General features: G+C 70.6%; 19 protein-coding genes and 3 pseudogenes. 7 read left to right on the top strand and 15 right to left on the bottom strand.

Annotation, left to right across the window (positions count from 1 at the left end):
• Positions 1–21 precede the first annotated feature (21 nt).
• Positions 22–436: pseudogene (locus LQ326_RS45200) on the top strand (SDR family NAD(P)-dependent oxidoreductase); the annotation flags it as partial.
• Between the two features lie 107 nt (positions 437–543).
• Here the strand turns inward: LQ326_RS45200 and nirD are convergent.
• The 4 genes and pseudogenes from nirD to LQ326_RS45175 form a co-directional block, all read right to left on the bottom strand.
• The gene (gene nirD, locus LQ326_RS45190) at positions 544–876 is read right to left on the bottom strand and encodes a nitrite reductase small subunit NirD (protein WP_234545044.1); all 333 of its coding nucleotides are present in this window, start codon (positions 874–876) and stop codon (positions 544–546) included.
• Positions 873–1,495: pseudogene (locus tag LQ326_RS45185) on the bottom strand (nitrite reductase (NAD(P)H)); the annotation flags it as partial. The gene nirD and the pseudogene LQ326_RS45185, both read right to left, overlap by 4 nt.
• A 118-nt stretch (positions 1,496–1,613) precedes the next feature.
• Positions 1,614–2,321, bottom strand: a complete 708-nt coding sequence (locus LQ326_RS45180; protein WP_234545043.1) for an SDR family oxidoreductase — start codon at positions 2,319–2,321, stop codon at positions 1,614–1,616.
• A 7-nt stretch (positions 2,322–2,328) separates the two neighbouring features.
• Entirely contained in the window at positions 2,329–2,868 is a 540-nt protein-coding gene (locus LQ326_RS45175) for an LOG family protein (protein ID WP_234545042.1), read from the bottom strand.
• A gap of 110 nt (positions 2,869–2,978) precedes the next feature.
• Between LQ326_RS45175 and LQ326_RS45170 the strand changes: the two genes are divergently transcribed.
• Positions 2,979–3,302: a DUF427 domain-containing protein gene (locus tag LQ326_RS45170; protein WP_234545041.1), complete on the top strand. Its 324-nt coding sequence runs from the start codon at positions 2,979–2,981 to the stop codon at positions 3,300–3,302.
• Between the two features lie 37 nt (positions 3,303–3,339).
• Positions 3,340–4,117, top strand: a pseudogene (locus LQ326_RS45165) (alpha/beta fold hydrolase).
• 227 nt (positions 4,118–4,344) lie between these two features.
• On the opposite strand, the gene LQ326_RS45160 reads toward LQ326_RS45165, so the two are convergent.
• The 4 genes from LQ326_RS45160 to mnmA form a co-directional block, all read right to left on the bottom strand.
• Positions 4,345–5,091: a M48 family metallopeptidase gene (locus tag LQ326_RS45160; protein ID WP_234545040.1), complete on the bottom strand. Its 747-nt coding sequence runs from the start codon at positions 5,089–5,091 to the stop codon at positions 4,345–4,347.
• 62 nt (positions 5,092–5,153) lie between these two features.
• On the bottom strand, positions 5,154–7,106 hold the full coding sequence (locus LQ326_RS45155) for a type I restriction enzyme subunit R domain-containing protein (RefSeq protein WP_234545039.1): 1,953 nt from the start codon (positions 7,104–7,106) through the stop codon (positions 5,154–5,156).
• A gap of 213 nt (positions 7,107–7,319) precedes the next feature.
• Positions 7,320–8,477, bottom strand: coding sequence for an AAA family ATPase (locus LQ326_RS45150; protein ID WP_234545038.1), 1,158 nt, complete (start codon positions 8,475–8,477; stop codon positions 7,320–7,322).
• A gap of 259 nt (positions 8,478–8,736) precedes the next feature.
• Complete coding sequence (mnmA, locus tag LQ326_RS45145) at positions 8,737–9,867, bottom strand: tRNA 2-thiouridine(34) synthase MnmA (protein ID WP_234545037.1); 1,131 nt, start codon at positions 9,865–9,867, stop codon at positions 8,737–8,739.
• Positions 9,868–9,947: 80 nt separating this feature from the next.
• Between mnmA and LQ326_RS45140 the strand changes: the two genes are divergently transcribed.
• Both LQ326_RS45140 and LQ326_RS45135 read left to right on the top strand, forming a co-directional pair.
• Positions 9,948–10,604, top strand: a complete 657-nt coding sequence (locus tag LQ326_RS45140; RefSeq protein WP_234545033.1) for an N-acetylmuramoyl-L-alanine amidase — start codon at positions 9,948–9,950, stop codon at positions 10,602–10,604.
• Between the two features lie 223 nt (positions 10,605–10,827).
• On the top strand, positions 10,828–12,459 hold the full coding sequence (locus LQ326_RS45135) for a multicopper oxidase family protein (protein WP_234545030.1): 1,632 nt from the start codon (positions 10,828–10,830) through the stop codon (positions 12,457–12,459).
• Between the two features lie 114 nt (positions 12,460–12,573).
• Here the strand turns inward: LQ326_RS45135 and LQ326_RS45130 are convergent, their stop codons facing one another.
• From LQ326_RS45130 to LQ326_RS45120, 3 genes are all read right to left on the bottom strand, one after another.
• Complete coding sequence (locus tag LQ326_RS45130; protein WP_234545021.1) at positions 12,574–13,737, bottom strand: cysteine desulfurase family protein; 1,164 nt, start codon at positions 13,735–13,737, stop codon at positions 12,574–12,576.
• 166 nt (positions 13,738–13,903) lie between these two features.
• On the bottom strand, positions 13,904–14,176 hold the full coding sequence (locus LQ326_RS45125) for a DUF4190 domain-containing protein (RefSeq protein WP_234545045.1): 273 nt from the start codon (positions 14,174–14,176) through the stop codon (positions 13,904–13,906).
• A 35-nt stretch (positions 14,177–14,211) separates the two neighbouring features.
• Positions 14,212–14,379, bottom strand: coding sequence for a hypothetical protein (locus tag LQ326_RS45120; protein WP_234545019.1), 168 nt, complete (start codon positions 14,377–14,379; stop codon positions 14,212–14,214).
• A gap of 120 nt (positions 14,380–14,499) precedes the next feature.
• On the opposite strand from LQ326_RS45120, the gene LQ326_RS45115 reads away from it, so the two are divergent.
• Entirely contained in the window at positions 14,500–15,144 is a 645-nt protein-coding gene (locus tag LQ326_RS45115) for a TetR family transcriptional regulator (protein ID WP_234545016.1), read from the top strand.
• Positions 15,145–15,223: 79 nt separating this feature from the next.
• Here the strand turns inward: LQ326_RS45115 and LQ326_RS45110 are convergent, their stop codons facing one another.
• Both LQ326_RS45110 and LQ326_RS45105 read right to left on the bottom strand, forming a co-directional pair.
• The gene (locus LQ326_RS45110; protein WP_234545014.1) at positions 15,224–15,610 is read right to left on the bottom strand and encodes a hypothetical protein; all 387 of its coding nucleotides are present in this window, start codon (positions 15,608–15,610) and stop codon (positions 15,224–15,226) included.
• Positions 15,611–15,813: 203 nt separating this feature from the next.
• Positions 15,814–16,665, bottom strand: a complete 852-nt coding sequence (locus tag LQ326_RS45105) for a thioesterase family protein (protein WP_234545012.1) — start codon at positions 16,663–16,665, stop codon at positions 15,814–15,816.
• Positions 16,666–16,829: 164 nt separating this feature from the next.
• Between LQ326_RS45105 and LQ326_RS45100 the strand changes: the two genes are divergently transcribed.
• The gene (locus tag LQ326_RS45100; RefSeq protein WP_234545009.1) at positions 16,830–18,059 is read left to right on the top strand and encodes an alpha/beta hydrolase; all 1,230 of its coding nucleotides are present in this window, start codon (positions 16,830–16,832) and stop codon (positions 18,057–18,059) included.
• Here the strand turns inward: LQ326_RS45100 and LQ326_RS45095 are convergent.
• Both LQ326_RS45095 and LQ326_RS45090 read right to left on the bottom strand, forming a co-directional pair.
• Positions 17,956–18,627: a trimeric intracellular cation channel family protein gene (locus tag LQ326_RS45095; protein WP_181804304.1), complete on the bottom strand. Its 672-nt coding sequence runs from the start codon at positions 18,625–18,627 to the stop codon at positions 17,956–17,958. The genes LQ326_RS45100 and LQ326_RS45095 overlap by 104 nt on opposite strands.
• Before the next feature lie 47 nt (positions 18,628–18,674).
• Positions 18,675–20,066, bottom strand: coding sequence for a M1 family metallopeptidase (locus LQ326_RS45090; protein WP_234545007.1), 1,392 nt, complete (start codon positions 20,064–20,066; stop codon positions 18,675–18,677).
• Positions 20,067–20,315 lie beyond the last annotated feature (249 nt).

The raw sequence follows: 20,315 nt of genomic DNA, 5'->3' as shown, positions 1-20,315 counted from the left end.
GCGCAGCACTAGCGACGCTGAGTCGCCTACGCCCGGTCCAAGCCAGCCAACCTGCTCTTCACGCACGAGCTGGCCCGCCGCCTGACCGTACCCGGGACAGGTGTAGTGGCCGTCGCTGCTCACCCCGGATACGCGGCCACCAACCTCCTGACCGTCCGCCCCGGGCAGAGGGCCGCCGGGTCGCCAAGCGGTTCCTGGAACTCGGCAACCGGATCGTCGCCCAGCCAGCCGAGGCAGGTGCCCTGCCTACGCTCTCCGAGGCGACCGCCCCCGACGTACGGCCCGACGCCTTCCTCGGCCCGTCCTTCGCCATGTGGCGGGGCACACCGGCCCCGTCACGGCGAGTACCGTGGACGCTCAGCGACCGGACGGGGAGCAGCTCTGGGCGGAGTCCGAACGGCTGACAGGCGTCACATACGACGCGCTGAAGGCGTGACAGCCTTGGAGAGAACCGCCGCCGTCCACCACCAGGTCGGTGCCGACGACGGAGGCGGTGTCGGCGGACGCCAAGTCCAGGACGGCGGCGGACAGGATCCGGGAGGATCAACGGACGCGCGCCTTGTACGCGGCGACCGCCACCGACTCGTCGTCCAGGCACTGCCCGGTGACCAGGTCGAACCGCTGCTTCAGCAGGGGCGCGGCGACGAACGGACGGCCCTGGTCGGTACCGGTCAGGCCGCGGGAGAGGACGGCCGCGCGGTCGAACGGGTCGCAGTTGTCGATGCCGTACGGACTGCCGTTCAGGTCCTGGAACAGGGCGACCTGGCGGCCGTCCGGCAGCAGCGCGGCCAGGGAGCTGAGGTCGCAGACCGTGAACCGGTCGTCGTCGAGTTGGAGCTGGACCTTCAGGTCGGTGGTCTCGGGTGCCAGGATCATCGCCAGGCGCTTCCTTCCAGAAGTTTTCGGTGGGGCGCATGCCGATGGACAGCAGCGGCAGGCCGGGCTTCATCTGGTCATGCTCGGGGACGAAGCCGACGACCGGGTCGGGGTGTCCGGGCGTTCACGAAGGACACGAACCGGGCCAGCTTCTCAGGGTCGTTGATGGTCTCGGCCCACTCGTCACGGTAGCCCGCGACGTTTGGCGCCATCAGCGCCTCCAGCTTCCCGCAGATGCCGAGCGAGTCGTGCACCACCACGTCCCGTAAGTGGTCCAGGCCGCCAGGAATGCGCTCCAGTCAGGTCGAGGCGCGTTCCAGGCGGTCGTCGGTACGGATGTAGCACATCAGGAACCGGTCGATCAGACGGACTAGTTCGTCGTCGGACAGGTTCTGGGCCAACAGGTCGGCGTGGCGCGGGGTAGCGTCGCCGTTGCCGCCGACGTACAGGTTCCAGCCGTTGGATGTGGCGATCACCCCAAGTCCTTCGACTGGGCCTCCGCGCACTCGCGGGTGTACCCAGACACGGCCGACTTCAGCTTGTGCGGGGAGCACGGCCCCCGGTAGCGCAGTTCCAGGTCGATCGCCATTCGGACGGAGTCCTGCACGCCGTACCGGCACCGAGGTGAAGGGCTGGCTTCACTTCCCCGGCGAGGCAGTCCGGGTCCGCCGGGGTTCCGGCCGCGGTGCCCGGGGACGCGGCGGGCTGCCGACCGTGCGCTGAGCGGTGCCGGGGTGCTACCCGGGGAGCGGGCCGGGGCGCACCGTGACGTCGTTGATCTCCGCGTCCCTCGGCAGGTCCAGGACGGTCAGGATCGTGGTCGCGACCGACTCCGGGTCGATCCAGCGCGCCGGGTCGTACTCCTTGCCCTCCTGCTGGTGCACCTTCGCCTGCATCGGGCTCGCCGTGCGCCCCGGGTAGACCGAGGTGACCCGGACGCCGTTGCCGTGCTCCTCGGCGCGGAGGGAGTCGGCCAGGGCCTTCAGACCGTGCTTGGACGCCGCGTACGCCGACCAGCCCGCGTGCGCGGCGAGGCCCGCGCCCGAGTTCACAAACACCACGTGGCCGCGGGCGGCGCGGAGCTGGGGCAGGAGGTGCCGGGTCAGCTCGGCCGGTGCGACCAGGTTGACGTTGAGCTGGTGGCGCCAGGACTTCGGGGTCAGCTCGCCGACCTCGCCCAGGTCGACGACGCCCGCGATGTGCAGCAGTGAGTCCACACGGTCCGGGAGGGGCTGGTGGGAGAAGGCCCAGGAGAGCTTGTCCGGGTCCGCCAGGTCGCCGACCAGGGTGCGGGCGCCGGGGAACGCGGCGGCCAGTTCCTTCGCGCGGCCCGCGTCGCGTGCGTGCAGCACGAGTTCGTCCCCGCGCGCGTGCAGGCGACGGGCCACGGCGGCGCCGATGCCGGAACCGGCACCCGTGATCACATGAGTTGCCATGGGGCCCATGCTCGCATCAGCGGGCGCCGGTCCCGCGCTCCAGGTGGGCCAGGGCCTGTGCGGGTTCCTCGGCGAAGAACATCAGCTCCGCCAGGGGCCGGGGCAGGAAGCCCTCCGCCTCCATCCGGTGGAACTGTTCCTTCAGGCCGTCGTAGAAGCCGGCGGTGTTGAGCAGGACGACGGGCTTGTCGGTACGGCCGTGCTTCTTCAGCTCCAGGATCTCGGTGGCCTCGTCGAGGGTGCCGGTGCCGCCGACCATGATGACCACGGCGTCGGCCTTCTCCAGGAGAAGCCGCTTGCGCTCGGCGAGGTCGACCGCGACGATCATCTCGTCGGCGCCGGGACGGGCCTTGTTGGCGAGGAAGTCCACGGAGACGCCGATCAGTTTGCCGCCGGCTTCCTGCACGCCGTCGGCGACGACCTTCATGAGGCCGACGTTCGAGCCGCCCCAGACAAGGGAGTGGCCGCCCTTGCCGATCAGTTTCGCGAAGTCGCGGGCGGGGCGGGTGTAGCGGTCGTCGAGATCTGCCGCGGAGAGGAAGACACAGATGCGCATGGGGTCAGGGTAGGCATTGCGCGGGGTGGCGGCTGCGGTGTGCAGCGGGCCGGTCGCGCGGAGAAGCCGGCCCTCGGGAACAAGTGGGCGTCCGTCAGCGTCAACCACTTATGGCCTCAGGACACACGATCACCATCGAGAACAGTGACCAGCACGTGCGCGTGACGCACAGCGATCTGGTCCTCGCCGAGAGCGACCGGTCCCTCGTCCTGCACGAGACCGGTTGTCCCCCGCGCTACTACATCCCCGCCGAGGACGTGCGTCTCGACCTCCTCACGCCCTCCGAGACGCACACCGTCTGCCCCTTCAAGGGGACCGCCTCCTACTGGTCCCTGCCGGACGCGCCGGACCTGGTCTGGGCGTACCCCGAGCCGAAGGAGGACGTCGCCCGGATCAAGGACCATCTCTGCTTCTACGAGGTCGAGGTGTCGTGAGCGATTAGTTCCGCGCCTTGGGGCAGTCTGCCGAGGCATGGACAAGAAGACCATTTCGCGCGACGGGACCCCCGTCGCGTACGAACGCACCGGTGAGGGCCCCGCGGTGATCCTGGTGAGCGGGGCGATGTCGACGGGGGGCCACGGTGGCGCCGTTCGCCGTGCCCCTCGCCGACCGCTTCACCGTGGTCTTCTACGACCGCAGGGGCCGGGGCGCAAGCGGTGACACCAAGCCGTACGAGGTCGCCTGCGAGGTCGAGGACCTGGCCGCGCTGGTCGAGGCGGTGGGCGGCGAGGCCTCGCTGTACGGCCACTCGTCGGGCGGCGCGCTGGTCCTTGAGGCGGCGGCGAGCGGGCTGCCGCTGCGTCAGGTGGCCGTGTACGAGGTGCCGTACGCCGTCTACGAGGGCGGCGCGAAGGAGCGGGCCGAGTACACCGACCACCTCACCGAGGCCCTGGAGCACGGCCGGCGCGGGGACGCGGTCGAGCTGTTCCTGCGGCTGACGGGCCTGGCCGAGGAGATGATCCGGGGTGCCCACCAGTCCCCCATGTGGCCCGGCATGGAGGCGCTCGCGCCCAGCCTCGCGTACGACAACGCCGTGATGGGCGACGGCCTGGTGCCCCAGGGCCGGCTGGCCTCGGTCACGGTGCCCGTGCTGTCCCTCGGGGGCGGCGCGAGTCCCGCCTGGATGCGCGAGGCGGCCCGGGCGGTGGCCGAGGCGGCGCCCCGGGGGACGTACCGAACGCTGGAGGGCCAGTCGCACATGGTGGACCCGGAGGCGCTCGGGCCGGCGCTGGCGGAGTTCTTCTCTTAGCGCGCCCCTGCCCGGCCTCGCGCGGGCCGCGCTGCGGGGCGCGGCGGGCTTCAAGGCGGCCGTGGCCGACCGCCACTTCACGTTGATCGTGCTCGACCGGACAACCCGACGGGTGAAAGCACGACCTTCCGCGACGCGCTCGTAGACTCGACCGGCTACCGCCTCATCGAGACCGTCCACTACGCGACGGCCTGGGGCAGCAGCCGGCTCGGGCGGTGGGCACTTTCCTAGTGCCTTGAGACAGCTCCGCGCCACAGTCGCGGCTCCTCCTGGGCGAACTGCCGTTCGCGCACGTCTGCGTCGGGTAGCGCGAGCCGGACGGCCCGTCGGAAAGCCGCTCCGTGGCCGGGGTACTTGAGGTGGCAGAGCTCATGGATCAGGACGAGGTCCACCAGGGCGACCGGCAGCTGTATCACCGCCCAGTGCACCGTGATCGCGCCCTCAGGAGAACAGGCACCCCAACGACGGCCGAGGTCCCGCACCTCGATGCCTGCCGGATCGCGCACTCCGGCCAGTGACGCCAGCGGCTGCAGCCGGGCAGCGAGCCAGCGCTCCCCGCGGCTGCTGTACCACTCCACAAGTGGCCCCGCATCAGCGGCGGCCGACCGCGATCGGGGCAGCTCCAGCCATCCCTGTCGCAGTCGTACGTGACTGCTGCCGTCGTCGGGAGTGAGCCTGAGCCGGTACCGGCGGCCCAGATAGGCGAAGCCCTCACCGCCGATCAGGTCCCTGACCGGTTCGGCCGCCCGCAGGTCCTGACGGCGGCGGACCTCGGCGGCGAGACGCGGCATCCGGCCACGCACCGCGTCAGCGATCTCTTTCGGATCTGCGCCCGCGGGAATCGCGAAGAGCACCCGGCCGTCCTCGGCGATCTCGATGCCAAGGGTACGGCGCCGTGGCCGCACGACGACGTCCCACCGCCACCCCCTGGGCACGGGGAGATCAGCGATGGCCTGTTCGACGACGGTGCTCACCCGCTCTTCCTACCATCCGGCAACGACATCACCCTGCCTGGCAGTCATCAGCGGTCACCGAGTCAGGTGTCCCCGCCGTCCGCCTCGTCGCGCGGCTGGTATCCGAGGAAGTACTCATACCTCTCCACAGCCAGCTCCGTCAGATGGCTCGCGAGGTCGCCGATGTCGTCCCAGTCCATGTCGAGCCAGATCTCCAGGTGCTCGCAGAGTTCGCTGCGCATGCGGTTACGGGCAGCGACCTGCGTGTGTATCTGCGGACGCCGGACGAGCACCGACATCTCCCTGGTGAGACCGCGGGCCGCCCGGATCAGATCGGTGCCCGGCGGCCAGGGTTCCCGCCCGGCTTCTTCGGCGTGCTGCTGGAGCAGTCCGAGGACCAGTCGTTCGGTCCGGGAGTCGAGAGAGTCGCCGTCCTCCGGCTCCCGCTCCGCCGCGGCCACGTCCCCGACAAGACGCTTCAGGTCGGCGGCGGCCTGCTCGAAGTCGTCCCGCATCCGCGCGATGATCTCTTCGAGACGGACGCTGAACCGCTGGTAGCCCGCCCGGTCGCCGCCGATCTTCGCGGTGATGCGCAGCTTCAGTGAGCCCGTCATGTACGAGCACCGCGCCCGGGGGTCGGCGTTCGCGTCGACCCGTTCCATGAACTCCGGATCGGTGAGTTCGACGGGTGGGATCCGCTGCCGGATCCCGGTGGTCTCGATGTGCTGTGAGATGAGCTGTCGGACCTTGGCCCCGTAGCGGCGCGGGCTGAACTGTTCGCGGCCGTCGAGGTAGCGGCGTCTGGCCATGTATTGCAGCGTGCCCAACTGGCCTGCCAGCTCACGGCACTTCAGTGCCTCCGGGTCCGGCAGGACCGCGTTGAGCGCGGTCAGGAAGTCGCGGACGCGTTCGTCGAACTCGCCGCGCCGCAGCGGGTCGTCGAGGCGTTGGCCGAGGAAGTCCTCCCACTGCGACTCGTCGCCGGGGTCGGTGACGTTCTGCCCGGCCAGGAAGCGGGTGACCTTCGCCCCGAGGTCTTCCAGGAGGGCCTTGGCGGCAGCGTCGGACCGCAGCAGCAGTCCGTCCCGGTCCGGGCTGCTGCCGTCGGGCTGCGGTCCCTGGTAGTCCGGCTGGAGGTGGTCCACGGATACGTTCCGGTAGCCGAGGACGTGGCGCAGGTGCTCCTGGTCGTAGGAGGCGAGCGAGTCGGCCAGTTCGGGGCCGATGCCGACGTAGTCGACGACCTGGCCCCACTTCTTGGCCGGGTAGGGCCGGTTGGTGCGGGCTACGGCCTGCAGAAGCCCCGCGCCGGACAGCTTGCAGTCCAGGTAGAGAACCTGCTCGACGGGTGCGTCGAAGCCGGTGAGCAGCATCGACTGGACCACCAGGAAGGCCATGGTCTCCGGCAGCGCGCTGCCCTCCGTGTCCGGCGGCGCGGGCGGTCCGCTGTCCGCGGGCAGGTCGAGGTCGACGTTCCACACCTGGCCGCCGCTCGCCGGGGTGCCGATACCGGACGGCTGCAGCCCGTGCGTCCTGACATTCCATGCCGGGTCGGCCGTGATGTCGCGCGGAGGCAGCCCCTTCTTGAAGCGTTCGATGTGCGTGTCCTGATGGCTCTTGGTGATCCACGGCCGCCATGCCTCCGGGTCGCCGCCGCCCTGCCTGGCCGGGGAGATGACGACGGCCGCGTCGAGCGTTCTCAGTACCTCGCGATCCGGCAGGAGCATGAGGAGCGCCCGCTCCTCGTCGTCGGCTTCGAGCGCGGCCATGGGGTCGGCGATCAGGGCCGGGTCGAGCGCGTCCAGGCGGGCGACGAGCCGGTCGCGGGCGGCGAGCAGCGCGGTGCGGTAGCGGACGGCGGCGAGCCGGGAGACGGTGGCGATCTGTGCCCCGAAGCGGTCGGGCAACGCGGTGCGGGCCCAGTGGCCGAGCATGTGCTCGGCCTTGGCCTCGATCACCGAAGGGGCCTCCAGAATCTCCTTGCGGCGGCCGAACTTGCGCAGCACCTCGGCCCGCAGCTTCGGGTCCGACGGCACCTTCTCGTCGAACCGGGCGTCGAGGGCGGTCCGAACTCCTTGTTGAGGTACCGCAGGTAGTCGTACTCGGTCACCTCGCCCTCACATCCCACGTAAAGCACCCGCTCGCGACGTGAGTACTGCGACGGAGGCGCCTGCGGCGGCATCACCGTGCTCGCCGCGTCCTTCTTCGACCTGCGCCTGCTGCTCATGCTCCGTGCCCACCCCGTTCGCTCACGCCGTCGCTGCCGCCTTCTCCTCCAGCCAGTACACCTCGCGGACGATCTCGCCCGGGGTCACCCGGGGCACCCCTCCGTACCGGCCACGCAAGTAGCCCCGCTCCAGGTCCTCGCCCTCCTCCGGATGAGCGGCGACCAGCGGATACAGCTCACTCGCGCCGGACTTCGTCTTGGCGGTGAGCCATACCTGATCGCGGCGGAGCGGACGGTCGAGTACGGCGTTGCCGAGCAGCGTGGCGTCATGGGTGGTGAAGATCAGCTGGGCGCCCTTGGTGTTGGCCTTGCGGTCCTGGAAGAGACGCACGACCTCAGCGGCCAGCGTGGGGTGGAGACTGGAGTCGAGCTCGTCGACCAACAACGTCGTCCCGTTGTCGAGGACGGCGAGCATCGGGCCGAGAAAAGCGAACCACGCGTGCGTACCGAAGCTTTCCTCGGTGAGGAAGTCGAGGGCCACCGCTTCCGCCCCCTCGGTCCGGTGCCGAAGTGAGACCGCGCCGGTGTCCGGATCGAGATCGAAGCCGGTGACGCCCAGGTCTGCGGAGGCCAGGAGTTGGACGAGTCGTTCGCGGTAGCCGGTGTCGGCGTGGAGCTCGGTGAGGCGGCGCTTGGTCCAGTCGGCACGGTGTGTGATGTCCTCACCCGGGGTCATCAGCCACAGGTTGTTCAGGAACCAGCGGTGCAGGGCGGACAGTTGAGGGTCGTTGAGGGTGGCCGCGGTGGAGAGGAAGAGGGCGTTCGGCCGGGTGAGCGCGACCAGGTCGTCGCGGCGGCCGGTGAAAGCAGGGCTCTCGAAGAGATACTCGTCGCCGTCCTCCGCCGGGCGGTCCGCCTCCCTGTCGAACCAGACCTGTCGGATGCCGCCCGGATAGGCGTGCAGCCATTCGGCCTCCACCCGGTCGTCAGAGAGCTCGAAGCCATACGTGTAACGGACGGGGGTGCGGACGCCAAGGACCAGGTCGACCTCGAAGAGGGTGGTCTCCTCGGCGCTGGCGGCGTCCAGCTTGAAGGGCTGCCGGTGAGGCACCCCGGGATACTTGGCCCAGTCCGCGAAGGAGGTGCGTACCGCCTCCCGCATGGCGTGGAACGCGCTGAGCAGGTTGCTCTTGCCGGAAGCGTTCGCACCGAAAATCCCGGCCACGGGTAGCACCGACACGGACTCGCCACCGTCCTGAGTGATCCCGCTGTCCCGCGCAACGCTGTCGGAACTGTTACCACTGCCTGCTGCGGCGACAAGTGTCAGCTCGGCCTCGTCCCGGATCGAGCGGTGATTCGCCACTCGAAAGCGCAGGAGCACCGTCCACCTCCCGAAGGGGCGGGGAGGTCCCGCCGCCGGCTCACACTGTGCGGGCCTTCCGCGGGGCCAGCCTATGCCGGGTGGTCGGGCCGTGCCAGCTCCTGCGAGTTCTCGATGATCAGGCTGTGGCAGCTTCCCGGCGAGCCGTGGTAGCGATGGTCGCTGAGCCGACGACGCGCGTGCCGTCGTACAGGACGATCGCCTGGCCGGGGGCGACGCCCCGGACCGGCTCGGTGAACGTGACGCGCAGTTCGCCGTCGGTCAGCTCCGCGCTCACCTCGGTCTCGCCGCCGTGGGCACGGAGCTGGGCGGTGTAGACGCCCGGACCGGCGGGGGCGGTGCCGCACCAGCGCGGCTTGACCGCCGTCAGTCCGGTCACGTCGAGGGCGGCGGCCGGGCCGACCGTCACCGTGTTGTCGACCGGCGAGATGTCGAGGACGTAGCGCGGCTTGCCGTCCGCGGCGGGGTGGCCGATGCGCAGCCCCTTTCGCTGGCCGATGGTGAAGCCGTACGCGCCTTCGTGGGTGCCGATCTTGGTGCCGGACTCGTCGACGATGTCGCCCTCGGCCTTGCCGAGCCGCTGGGCGAGGAAGCCCTGGGTGTCGCCGTCGGCGATGAAGCAGATGTCGTGCGAGTCGGGCTTCTTGGCGACCGCGAGGCCCCGGCGCTCGGCCTCGGCGCGGATCTCGTCCTTGGTGGTGAGGGTGTCACCGAGCGGGAAGAGCGCGTGGGCGAGCTGCTTCTCGTCCAGGACGCCGAGGACGTACGACTGGTCCTTGGCCATGTCGGAGGCGCGGTGCAGCTCGCGGGAGCCGTCGGGGAGCGTCACGATCTTCGCGTAGTGGCCGGTGCAGACGGCGTCGAAGCCGAGCGCGAGGGCCTTGTCCAGCAGGGCGGCGAACTTGATCTTCTCGTTGCAGCGCAGGCACGGGTTGGGGGTGCGGCCCGCCTCGTACTCGGCGACGAAGTCCTCGACGACGTCCTCGCGGAACCGGTCGGCGAGGTCCCAGACGTAGAACGGGATGCCGATGACGTCGGCGGCGCGGCGGGCGTCGCGGGAGTCCTCGATGGTGCAGCAGCCCCGGGCGCCCGTGCGGAAGGACTGCGGGTTCGCGGAGAGCGCCAGATGGACGCCGGTGACGTCGTGGCCTGCCTCGGCCGCGCGGGCGGCGGCGACGGCGGAGTCCACGCCGCCCGACATGGCGGCGAGGACGCGGAGGGGGCGGGTGCGCTGCGGGGTGTCAGTCATAGCCCCTCCAGGGTACGGGGGCGCGGGAACCGGGGCCCGCGAGTATCCGTTGGAGATCACATGGGGGGGGTGGACCGGACATGGAGCGGACGGCGGCGGGTGACCAGGACCGACGGATCGGACGGCGGGCGCTGCTGATCGGCGGGGCGGCGGCGGCCGTGGGCACGGCGGCGCTGACCAGGGACGAACTGACGCGGCTGTACTGGCGGCTGCCGGGAGTGCGCCGGGCGCGGGTGGCGGGGGCGGTGGACTTCAAGGGGGCGCGCTGGGTGGCGGCGTCACCGGCGAACTACCGCACGGCGGACCGGCCGGCGGACTACCCGGTCGACCGGGTGGTCATCCATGTCACCCAGGGCGGCTACGCGAGCGCGGTGAAGGTGTTCCAGGACCCGGCGCACGGGGCGGCGGCGCACTACATCGTGCGCGAGGACGGGCGGATCACCCAGCTGGTCCGGGAACTGGACGTGGCGTTCCACGCGGGGAACAGGTCGTACAACGAGCGCAGCGTCGGGATCGAGCACGAGGGGTTCGTGGACCGCCCGGAGGACTTCACCGACGCGATGTACGCGGCTTCGGCGCGGCTGACGGCCGCGATATGCCGGCGGTACGGCATGGCCGTGGACCGCGGGCATGTGATCGGCCACGTGGAGGTGCCGGGGACGGATCACACCGACCCGGGAAGGCACTGGGACTGGGGGCGCTACATGGGACTTGTCCGGCGGGTCGGACAGGCCTGACACCGGGTTCCGCCCGTGACCCGATCGTTATGCTGTGCCCGCGCTGCGCGCTGCCCATGTCCGTTGCGTCCCGCACCCCGGCCGCCAACTGCGTCTGCTCAACTCGGCCGTCCCGCAAGGGAGTTAAGCACCACCGGCAGCCACGGCCGCTTCACAGTTCCCCCGGTTCGCTCCTAACTTCACCCCAGATCTCACACAGTCCACGGGTCGAACATCCGGGGCCATGACCCACACCACGGATCCCGCCTTCGAGGCGGACAGCAACCACGAGCAGGGCGCCGGCGGCGGCAGGCGTCGGCGCGCCAAGGGCGCAAAGGCCGCCAAGGCGGAGCACTCCAAGGCCGAGCGCGTCAAGGACGGCGAGCACGCCGGGGAAGGAAAAGCCAAGCGCGGCAAGGGCGTTCACCGGCGGAGGTTCCTCGGCGGCATGGCCGGGGTCGGTCTGGGCGCCGTCGCCGCGGCCGGCTCCACCTTCGCCCTGCTGGCCGACGCGAAGGGCAACAAGGCCGGCGCGGCGACCAACACCGCCGCCCTGAACATCCCGGACCTGCTGGAGGGCACCACCTCCGGTGGCACCACCACCTTCACGCTGGAGGCCAGGACCGGCACCGCCGAGGTGCTCTCGGGGGTCACCAGCGACACGATGGGTTACAACCAGTCCTTCCTCGGCCCGACCATGAAGTGGACCAGCGGCGACACGGTCCTGCTCGACATCACCAACAGCCTGGGCGAGGACACCACCGTCCACTTCCACGGCGCCCATGTCCCGGCCAAGACGGACGGCGGCCCCCAGGTCGCCTTCTCCGACGGGGAGACCTGGTCCCCGACGTTCACGGTCAAGGACGACGCCAAGACGCTCTGGTACCACCCGCACGCCCTGGGCACCACGGCCAAGCAGGCGGTGCACGGCCTGGCCGGCATGATCATCGTCGAGGACGACTCGACCGCCTCCTCGGCCCTTCCCGGCACGTACGGCACCGATGACATCCCGCTGATCTTCCAGAGCCTCGCCACCGACAGCGCCGGCGACATCAAGTACAACCTCACCGGCTATCTGAGCAGCGGACTCAGCTTCCCGCTGCTGCTGAACGGCACGAACGTCGACGACACCACGCTCACGTTCACCGCGACCAGGACCCGCACCCGGTTCCGGGTGCTCAACGCCTCGCCGTCCGACATCATCACCATCCAGCGCGGCGACGGCGGCAACCTCGACCAGATCGCCACCGACCAGGGCTACCTCACCGCGGCCACCGAGGTGACCAGCATCCGGCTGGTGGCCGGCGCCCGCGCCGAGTTCGTCCTCGACCTGTCGGACGCCGTCACGCTCCAGGCCGTCGTCACCACCGGCTGGGTCCGTGGCGGCAGCGGGACCTACGACGTGCTCGCGATCACCGCGTCCGGCACCGACACCCCGGACGATCTGCCGGCCGCGCTCAACACGATCGACCGGTACGACACCAGCGACTTCACCGCCCGGACGATCACGCTCGGCCAGAGCGGCACGACGATGACGATCAACGGGTCGGCGGGGACGAGCATGTCCTCGATGGCCATGATCAGCACCACGCTGGGGTCCAAGGAGATCTGGACCATCAAGAACGGCACCCAGCTGGAACACTCGTTCCATCTGCACGACGTGCCCTACCAGCTGATCTCCGTCAACGGCGAGGACCCGACCGGAGTCGACCTCGGCTGGTTCGACACCTACGAGGTGGTCGGCGGCGGCTCCATCGAGATCGCCATGGAGTTCACGGACTTCTCCGACGACACCTACATGTACATGCTCCACTGCCATCTGCTGCAACACGAGGACGAGGGCATGATGGCCGCCCTCATGGTCACGGACAGCTAGACGTCTGGGCAGGCAGCCGCCGGCAGTGAAGGTGCCGGCGGCAGCCGTTCGCGGGGTTCCTGCCCGCGACGACGGCGAGGGTCCGTCGCCGCCGGGACGCGGGTCCCGGTCCGGTCAGCTGAGTCCGGCGGCCCGCGCCCGCTCCACCGCGGGGCCGATCGCCTTCGCGACCGCGTCGACGTCGGCCTGGGTGGAGGTGTGGCCGAGCGAGAAGCGCAGGGTGCCGCGGGCCAGGTCCGGATCGGTGCCGGTGGCCAGCAGGACGTGGCTGGGCTGGGCGACCCCGGCCGTGCACGCGGAGCCGGTCGAGCACTCGATGCCCTGGGCGTCGAGCAGCAGGAGCAGTGAGTCGCCCTCGCAGCCGGGGAAGGTGAAGTGCGCGTTGGCGGGGAGGCGGTCCACCGGGTCGCCGCCGAGGATCGTGTTCGGTACGGCCGCACGGACGGCGTCGATCAGCGCGTCGCGCAGCGCACCGATCTCCCCGGCGAACCACTCGCGGCGCTCGGCGGCGAGGTGTGCCGCCACCGCGAAGGAGGCGATCGCCGGGACGTCCAGGGTGCCGGAGCGGACGTGCCGCTCCTGGCCGCCGCCGTGCAGCACCGGGACGGGGGTGTACTCGCGGCCGAGGAGGAGGGCGCCGATGCCGTACGGGCCGCCGACCTTGTGGCCGGAGACGGTCATCGCGGCGAGGCCGGAGGAGCCGAAGTCCACGGGGACCTGGCCGAAGGCCTGGACCGCGTCGGCGTGCAGGGGGATGCCGAACTCGTTCGTCACGGCGGCGAGTTCGGCGACCGGCAGGACCGTGCCGATCTCGTTGTTGGCCCACATGACGGTGGCGAGGGCCACGTCGTCGGGGTTGCGGCCGATCGCCTCGCGCAGCGCCTCGGGGTGGACCCGGCCGTAGGTGTCGACGGGGAGGTACTCCACCGTCGCGCCCTCGTGTTCGCCGAGCCAGTTGACGGCGTCCAGGACCGCGTGGTGTTCGACGGGGCTGGCGAGGACCCGGGTGCGGGCCGGGTCGGCGTCGTGGCGGGACCAGTAGAGGCCCTTGACCGCGAGGTTGTCGGCCTCCGTGCCGCCGGAGGTGAGGACGACCTCGCTGGGGCGGGCGCCGAGCGCTTCCGCGAGGGTCTCCCTGGATTCCTCGACCGTGCGGCGTGCCTTGCGGCCGGAGGCGTGCAGGGAGGACGCGTTGCCGGTGACACTCAGGGCGGCGGTGAGTGCTTCTACCGCCTCGGGGAGCATCGGGGTCGTGGCGGCGTGGTCGAGGTAGGCCATGGTGAGTTGATTCTACGGGGGGCGGGGTGAGGGTCGCCCAGCCGCCGTAGGGGGGCGATCACCGTTCGCGAGTGCCGGTGGGCCGTGGCTGGTCGCGCGGTTCCTCCCCCAGCCTTCGGCCGGGGACACCCCCAGCGCCCCTTCGGGCGCGCTGCCCCGAACCCCGTCACAGGCTCCAGGACACCGTGTTCGAGACCTCCATCGCGATCGCCAGGACCGCCAGGTCCGCCACGCCCAGTGCCAGGCCCAGGTAGGCGCGGCCCTTGCGGGCGGTGCCGCGCCACAGGGAGACCAGGGCCAGGATGATCGCGGTCGGGCCCAGGAACAGATTCAGGACCAGCAGGCCGAGCAGACCCAGGATGAAGGACGCCACGGCCATGCCGTCGGCATCGCGGGTGCGGGTCTCGGGGCGGGGGGTGGCCGGGGCGGTGAGTTGCATCATGCTCAGCTCCTCAGGTGAGCGGGGGCGGGAGGTCAGTGGGCCGAGGTGTGGCGGCGGCGGGCGAGGCGCTCGCGGAGCGCGAAGACGGCCAGCCAGACGGCGATCACGGCGGCGAGCGCCGCGGTGACGTCGAGCGGCGCGTGGGCCACGGTGCCCAGCACCACCCCGAGCAGCATGAGTGCGGCGACGAGGAACAGCATGGGGTCGATCCCCCTCCGTTACATTTGGGTGAACGGTTGTAGTAACAGTTGTTCACTGACTTTGAGTCTAGCAACTCACACCGCTTTCCAATTCCAGAGAACAGTTGTTAACTGGATGACATGAGTCACACCCTCGGCATCCGGCAGGCCCAGAAGCAGAAGACCCGCCAGGCCTTCCTGGACGCGGCGCTCACCCTGCTCGAGGAGCAGAGCCTGAGCAGCCTGGGACTGCGCGAGGTCACCCGGGCCGTGGGCGTCGCCCCGACCGCCTTCTACCGGCACTTCCGCTCCACCGCCGACCTCGGCGTCGCCCTCGTCGACGAGGCGCTCGGCAGCCTGCATCCGATGGTCCGCACGACGGTCGCCACGCCCGGCGCGGAGCGCATCACCCGGGCCGTGCGCCTGATCGCCGACCATGTGGCCGCGCACCCGGCGCACGTCCGGTTCATCGCCCGGGAGCGGCACGGCGGGGTGCAGCCGGTACGGAAGGCGATCCGGGACCAGCTCGCCCGGTTCGCCGAGGAGGTCAAGACCGAGCTGGCCAAGGACCCCGAGGCCGAGGGGTGGAACGACGACGACCTGCTGATGCTCGCCCACCTCTACGTGGACCAGATGCTCATCACCGCCTCGCTGTTCCTGGAGACCCTGGAGAACGAGAACCCGGAGTCCCCGGAGCCCTCGGAGACGGAGCGGGAGCGCGTCGCCCGGATCGCCACCCGGCAGATGCGGCTGATCAGTCTCGGCCGGCAGCATTGGCTTGACTAGGGGCTGTCCGCCTGGCAACGCGCAGGGGCGGCGCGTCCGTTCGCCGGACGCGCCGCCCTCTGCCGTACGAGCCCCGCCGTCAGCTCTTCGTCGCCTGCGCGGTCGGCGCCGCGCTGGGGGCGCCGCCGGCGCCGGGTCCGCCATGGCCGCCGCCGCAGCCGCCGCCCATGGCGCCACCGGGGCCGCCGCCCTGACCGCCGCCGCCCGGCGCGCCGCTCGGCATGCCGGTGGGGGTGCCGGTCGGCCTGACGGCCCCGGTGGGAGCCCCCGAGGGGGCGCCGCTCGGACGGCCCGACGCGTTGCCGGTCGGCATCCCGGACGGCATTCCGGACGGCTGCCGGCAGGACTGCGTCTGGCCGGAGCTGCCGCTGCCGGAGGAGGACGAGTCGCTCGAACCGCACGCGGTCAGCAACAGCGGGGACACGGCCAGCACGGCGACGGCGGGAACGAGGCGCGCACGCTTCATGAGAGACAACTCCGTAAAGGATGAGGGAGTCCTGAGGCGTGGCACTCAACCAACGGCGTTTAGGGCGTTCTTTGGCCCGCCCTGTCGGCAGCCTGTGATTCGGGTCATGGCAAGCCCAAGAAACGGCTCCGGCCTGCGCGTTCCTGGCCGATCACCATGGAGGCGCCGGTACAGGTCCGTGACAGAACAGGGTCGTCGCGAGGTCAGCCGAGACGGACCCGGGCCAACTGCCGTGACTGGGCGACCAGACGGTCGGCACTGTCCCAGACCTCGGCGTCCTCCTCCAGGAAGCCGCCCGCCAGGTTCCGGGTGGTGATGGAGACGCGCAGCGGGCCCGGGGCGGGGCGGTGGCGGACATGGACGGTCAGTTCGACCGTGGGGACCCAGCCCTTGAGACCGATCTCGAACGCGGTGGGCGGCAGCGCGTCCACCGCCAGGAGGAGGGAGAACGGGTCGGCGTCACGGCCGTCCGCGAGGCCGAACCAGGCACGCATCTCACCCTTGCCGGAGGGGGCGCCGAGGGCCCAGCCGAGGGTGGCGGGGTCCAGTTTGAGCATCAGGCGTTCGGCGATGGCGGAGCTGCCGTCGACCGGGGCCGGTCCGTCCGCGGGGCCGAAGCAGTGGGCCATGGGCGGGAACGCGGGCGGGGTCGCCGTCGTGCGGACGTCGTCGGGGAGGCCGGTGAGGTCGCCGTAGGAGGCGAGGACGCGGATGCGTTCGACCTCGTTGCCCTCCTCGTCGTGCTGGAAGAGCGAGGCCTGGCCGGTGGAGAGGGTGCGGCCGGTGCGGACGGTGTCCGTGCGGATCACGGCCGGGCCCGGCTGGGACGCGGTCAGGTAGTGCGCGGAAATGGTGAACGGGTCGGGGTGCGGCAGCGTGTCCGCGAGCGCCCGGCCGAGCACGGCCAGCAGATAGCCGCCGTTGACGGCGCTGATGATGGTCCAGCCGGCCGAGAGGTCGATGTCGTAGAGCCCGGGGGCGCGCCGGGTGACCGCGGTGTCGCGGTCGAACTCGCTGTCGCCGATCACGGCCCGCGTGGCTGCTGCTTCTGGCATGCCTGAACAGTACAAGAAGTGATTACTAAGCGGTAGCTTTTACGATCGGGCACCGGCGGCCGGGCCGGTAAGGGATCCCTCCGCCGAGTGAGGTTCCGGCAATTTCTAGGTAAGTGTCCGGACACGTCCGTAACCCTGGGGCCCCGATTCCCCTCTATGGGGACATGAGCCTCACCGGGACTCCGTTCCTCTACACGACCATCGTCCTGTCCCTGGTCGCCCTCATACTGCCGCTGTTCCTGTGGTCGAGGCTGCGGGGGCCCAAAGCCGTGCGTGCCGCGGCCCGGGTCCTGATGCTGCTGTTCGCCCAGGCCACGGCGGTGACGCTGATCTTCGTGCTGGTCAACAACCAGAACAATCTGTACGACAACTGGGCCGACCTGCTCGGTACCGGCAACCATGTCCAGCAGGCCGCGAACCTCGGGCAGGACGGTACCGGCGGCATAGCGCTGAAGCGGCTGCCCAAGGTGCGGCAGACCTTCACGGCGGCCGACGGACCGGGCATGCGGGCGGCCGGCGGGGTCGAGGTCACCCAGCTCAAGGGCCGGGTCTCGGGCGTCGACGCCGAGGTCTACGTCTGGCTGCCGCCCCAGTACCACGATCCCGCGTTCCGCAACCACCACTTCCCGGTCGTGGAGCTGCTGCCCGGCTACCCCGGCTCGGCCAAGGCCTGGTTCGGTTCGCTGAAGGTGACCGAGCAACTGGAACCGTTGATGAAGAGCGGCAGGGTGGCGCCCTTCATCCTGGTCGCGCCGCGCACCAACCTGCTGGCCGGGGTGGACACGGGCTGCGCCAACATCCCGGGCACGGTCAACGCGGACAGCTGGCTGAGCATCGACGTGCCGAAGATGGTGACCGACAACTTCCGCGCCGCGGCCGCCCCCGCCCACTGGGCCGTGGCCGGCTACTCGGCGGGCGCGCACTGCGCGGTCAAGCTGGCGGTCGCCCACCCGGACCGCTACCGGGCCGCCGTCAGCCTGTCCGGCTACAACGACCCGATCGGCGAACGCAACTCGCTCGCCTCGCAGAGCGTGACCCTGCGTGAGCAGAACAACCCCTACCTGCTGCTGCGGAAGGCGGCCGCACCGCCCCGGATCGCCCTCTACGTCTCCGGCGAGTCCGGCGACGGCTACCAGGCCGGAGTCGCGCTGGAACAGATCGCCAAGGCACCGACCACCGTGCACGTGGTGTACCTGCCGCGCAGCGCGGGCGGCCACAACATGGCGCTGTGGCGGCCCCAGGTGCCGACGGTCTTCGAGTGGCTCACCCTCAACATGGGCCAGAGCCACGTCAGGGCCGGGACTGCTCCTCTCGAACCGTCGAGCGCCGGTTCCACGCACGCGGCGCTCGCCAGTGGTACCGCATCGCGAGCAGGCGCAGTACGAAGGCGGTGACGACCGCGAGCCCGCTGGTGAACGGGGTCAGCGCGTCGTAGCGGATGCACAGCACCACCATCGTCGCCCCGACGATCGCCGGGACCGCGTAGAGGTCGCGGTCCCAGCGCAGCAGCGAGGGGATCTCGTTGGCGAGCACGTCCCGGAGCACCCCGCCGCCGACGGCGGTGGCGAGGCCCAGGGCGGCGGAGGCGAACAGGTTGAGTCCGTAGGAGTACGCCTTCGTCGTCCCGCTCACGGCGAACAGCCCGAGGCCGGCCGCGTCGAAGACCAGCACCGCCGACTGGATCCGCTCGACGTGCGGATGCAGGAAGAACACCACGAGCGCGGCGAGGAGCGGGGTGATGAAGTACCCGAGGTCCGTGAAGGCGGCCGGGGGCACCGCGCCGATGATCACGTCCCGGAAGATCCCCCCGCCCAGCGCGGTGACCTCGGCGAGCACGGCCATGCCGAAGACGTCGAAGTTCTTGCGGACGGCCAGCAGCGCGCCGGAGATCGCGAACACGAAGATGCCGATGACGTCGAGCGTGTGCTGGACGGAGGGGGAGAAGAGTTGCTGGAGCTGCACCCTGACATTGTGTCCTGTCAGGGTGCGTGAACCTTACAAACCCAGGCTCACAGGGCGGGTTTCCCTGTGGTGAACAGCCAGGTCCGGAAGAGGTCGTCCAGCTGCTGACCGCTGACCTTCTCCGCGAGGCGGATGAAGTCCGCGGTGTCCGCGTTGCCGTAGCGGTGCAGCTTCGTCCAGGCCGGGAGCAGCTTGAAGAACGCCGTGTCGCCGATCCGTTCGCGCAGCATCTCCAGGGTCATCGCGCCGCGCTGGTAGACCGCCGAGGCGAACATGGTGTCGCGCTGCGGGTCGGCGACGGTGATCTGCCAGAAGGGGTTGTCGGCGGCCCGTGCGTCGTAGGCGGCGAGGAACGAGTCGTGGGCGGACCTGGTGCCCTGGTGCTCCGCCCACAGCCACTGGGCGTAGGTGGCGAAACCCTCGTTGAGCCAGACGTCCTTCCACTGCGCCACGCTCACCGAGTCGCCGAACCACTGGTGGGCCAGCTCGTGCACGATCGTCGACTCGTTGCGCACCGCCGAGTAGGCCGGCTTGCTCTGCACCTCCAGCGAGAATCCCGCCTGCGGCATGTCGTCGACGATGGCCCCGGTCTCCTCGAACGGGTACGGCCCGAAGACCTGCGACCAGTAGTCGGTGGCCGCGGCGGTGACGGCGTACACGTCGACGCTGTTGCTGTCGGCGAGGACCGGGTCGATGGCGACGTAGACCGGGATGCCGGAGGGGGTCTTGCCGGTGCGCACGTCGAACTTCCCGATGGTGGCGGTGGCCAGGTAGGTCGCCATCGGCCTGCCCTCGTGCCAGTGGGTGTACGTCGAACCGCCCTTGTCGTACGTCGAGACCAGCCGGCCGTTGGAGACCGCGGTCAGGCCCTCGGGCGCCTTGATCCGGATGTCGTAGGTGGCCTTGTCCGAGGGGTGGTCGCTGGACGGGAACCAGGTGGAGGCCGCGTTGGGCTCGCAGGCGACGAAGACGCCGTCGGGGGTCTTCATCCAGCCGTAGTCGGAGCCGAAGACGATGGGCCCGTTGAGGGGGACGGGTGTCCCGCCGTAGGTGACGGAGACGGAGAAGTCCCGGCCCTTGGCGAGCGCGTTCCTCGGCGTGACGGTGATCTCGTCGCCGGAGCGCGTGAACTGGGCGCGTCTGCCGTTCACTTCGACCTTCGTGACCGCCAGCTTCTGCAGGTCCAGGTCGAAGGCGGAGAGGTTCTGGGTGGCGCGCGCGGTGATCGTCGTACGGCCGTCCAGTCGGCCGGTGGCCGGGGCGTAGGCCACGTCGAGGTCGTAGTGGCGGGCGTCGAAGCCACCGTTGCCCAGCTGCGGGAAGTAGGGGTCGCCGATGCCGTCGGCGCCCGGGGTGGGGGCGGGCGCGGCCGCGATGACCAAGGAGGCGGCCGCCGCGGTAGCGACAGCCGCCAGACGTGCCGAACGGGAGAGGCGCATGGGGTCCCTTTCGAGCGTGCCGGTCGGTGAACGGACACGGTCGACTCTGCGCTCTCCCGTTAAGGCATGTACATGATTTTGCCCAGTTGTGTCATGGGCTACTTGCCGGTTGACTCCTGTGACGTCTGTGACTCGGCTGTGGCGTCGCCGGTGTCCGCGCTCTCGGCCACCGGTTCCTCAGCCGCCGGTTCGGTGTCCGCGGTCTCGGCCGCCGGTTCCTCAACCGCAGGTTCGGTCTCCGCGGTCTCG

This window comes from Streptomyces shenzhenensis (assembly GCF_021462265.1).
Taxonomy (GTDB): Bacteria; Actinomycetota; Actinomycetes; order Streptomycetales; family Streptomycetaceae; genus Streptomyces; species Streptomyces shenzhenensis.
This window is presented reverse-complemented; position numbering and strand designations above follow the sequence as displayed.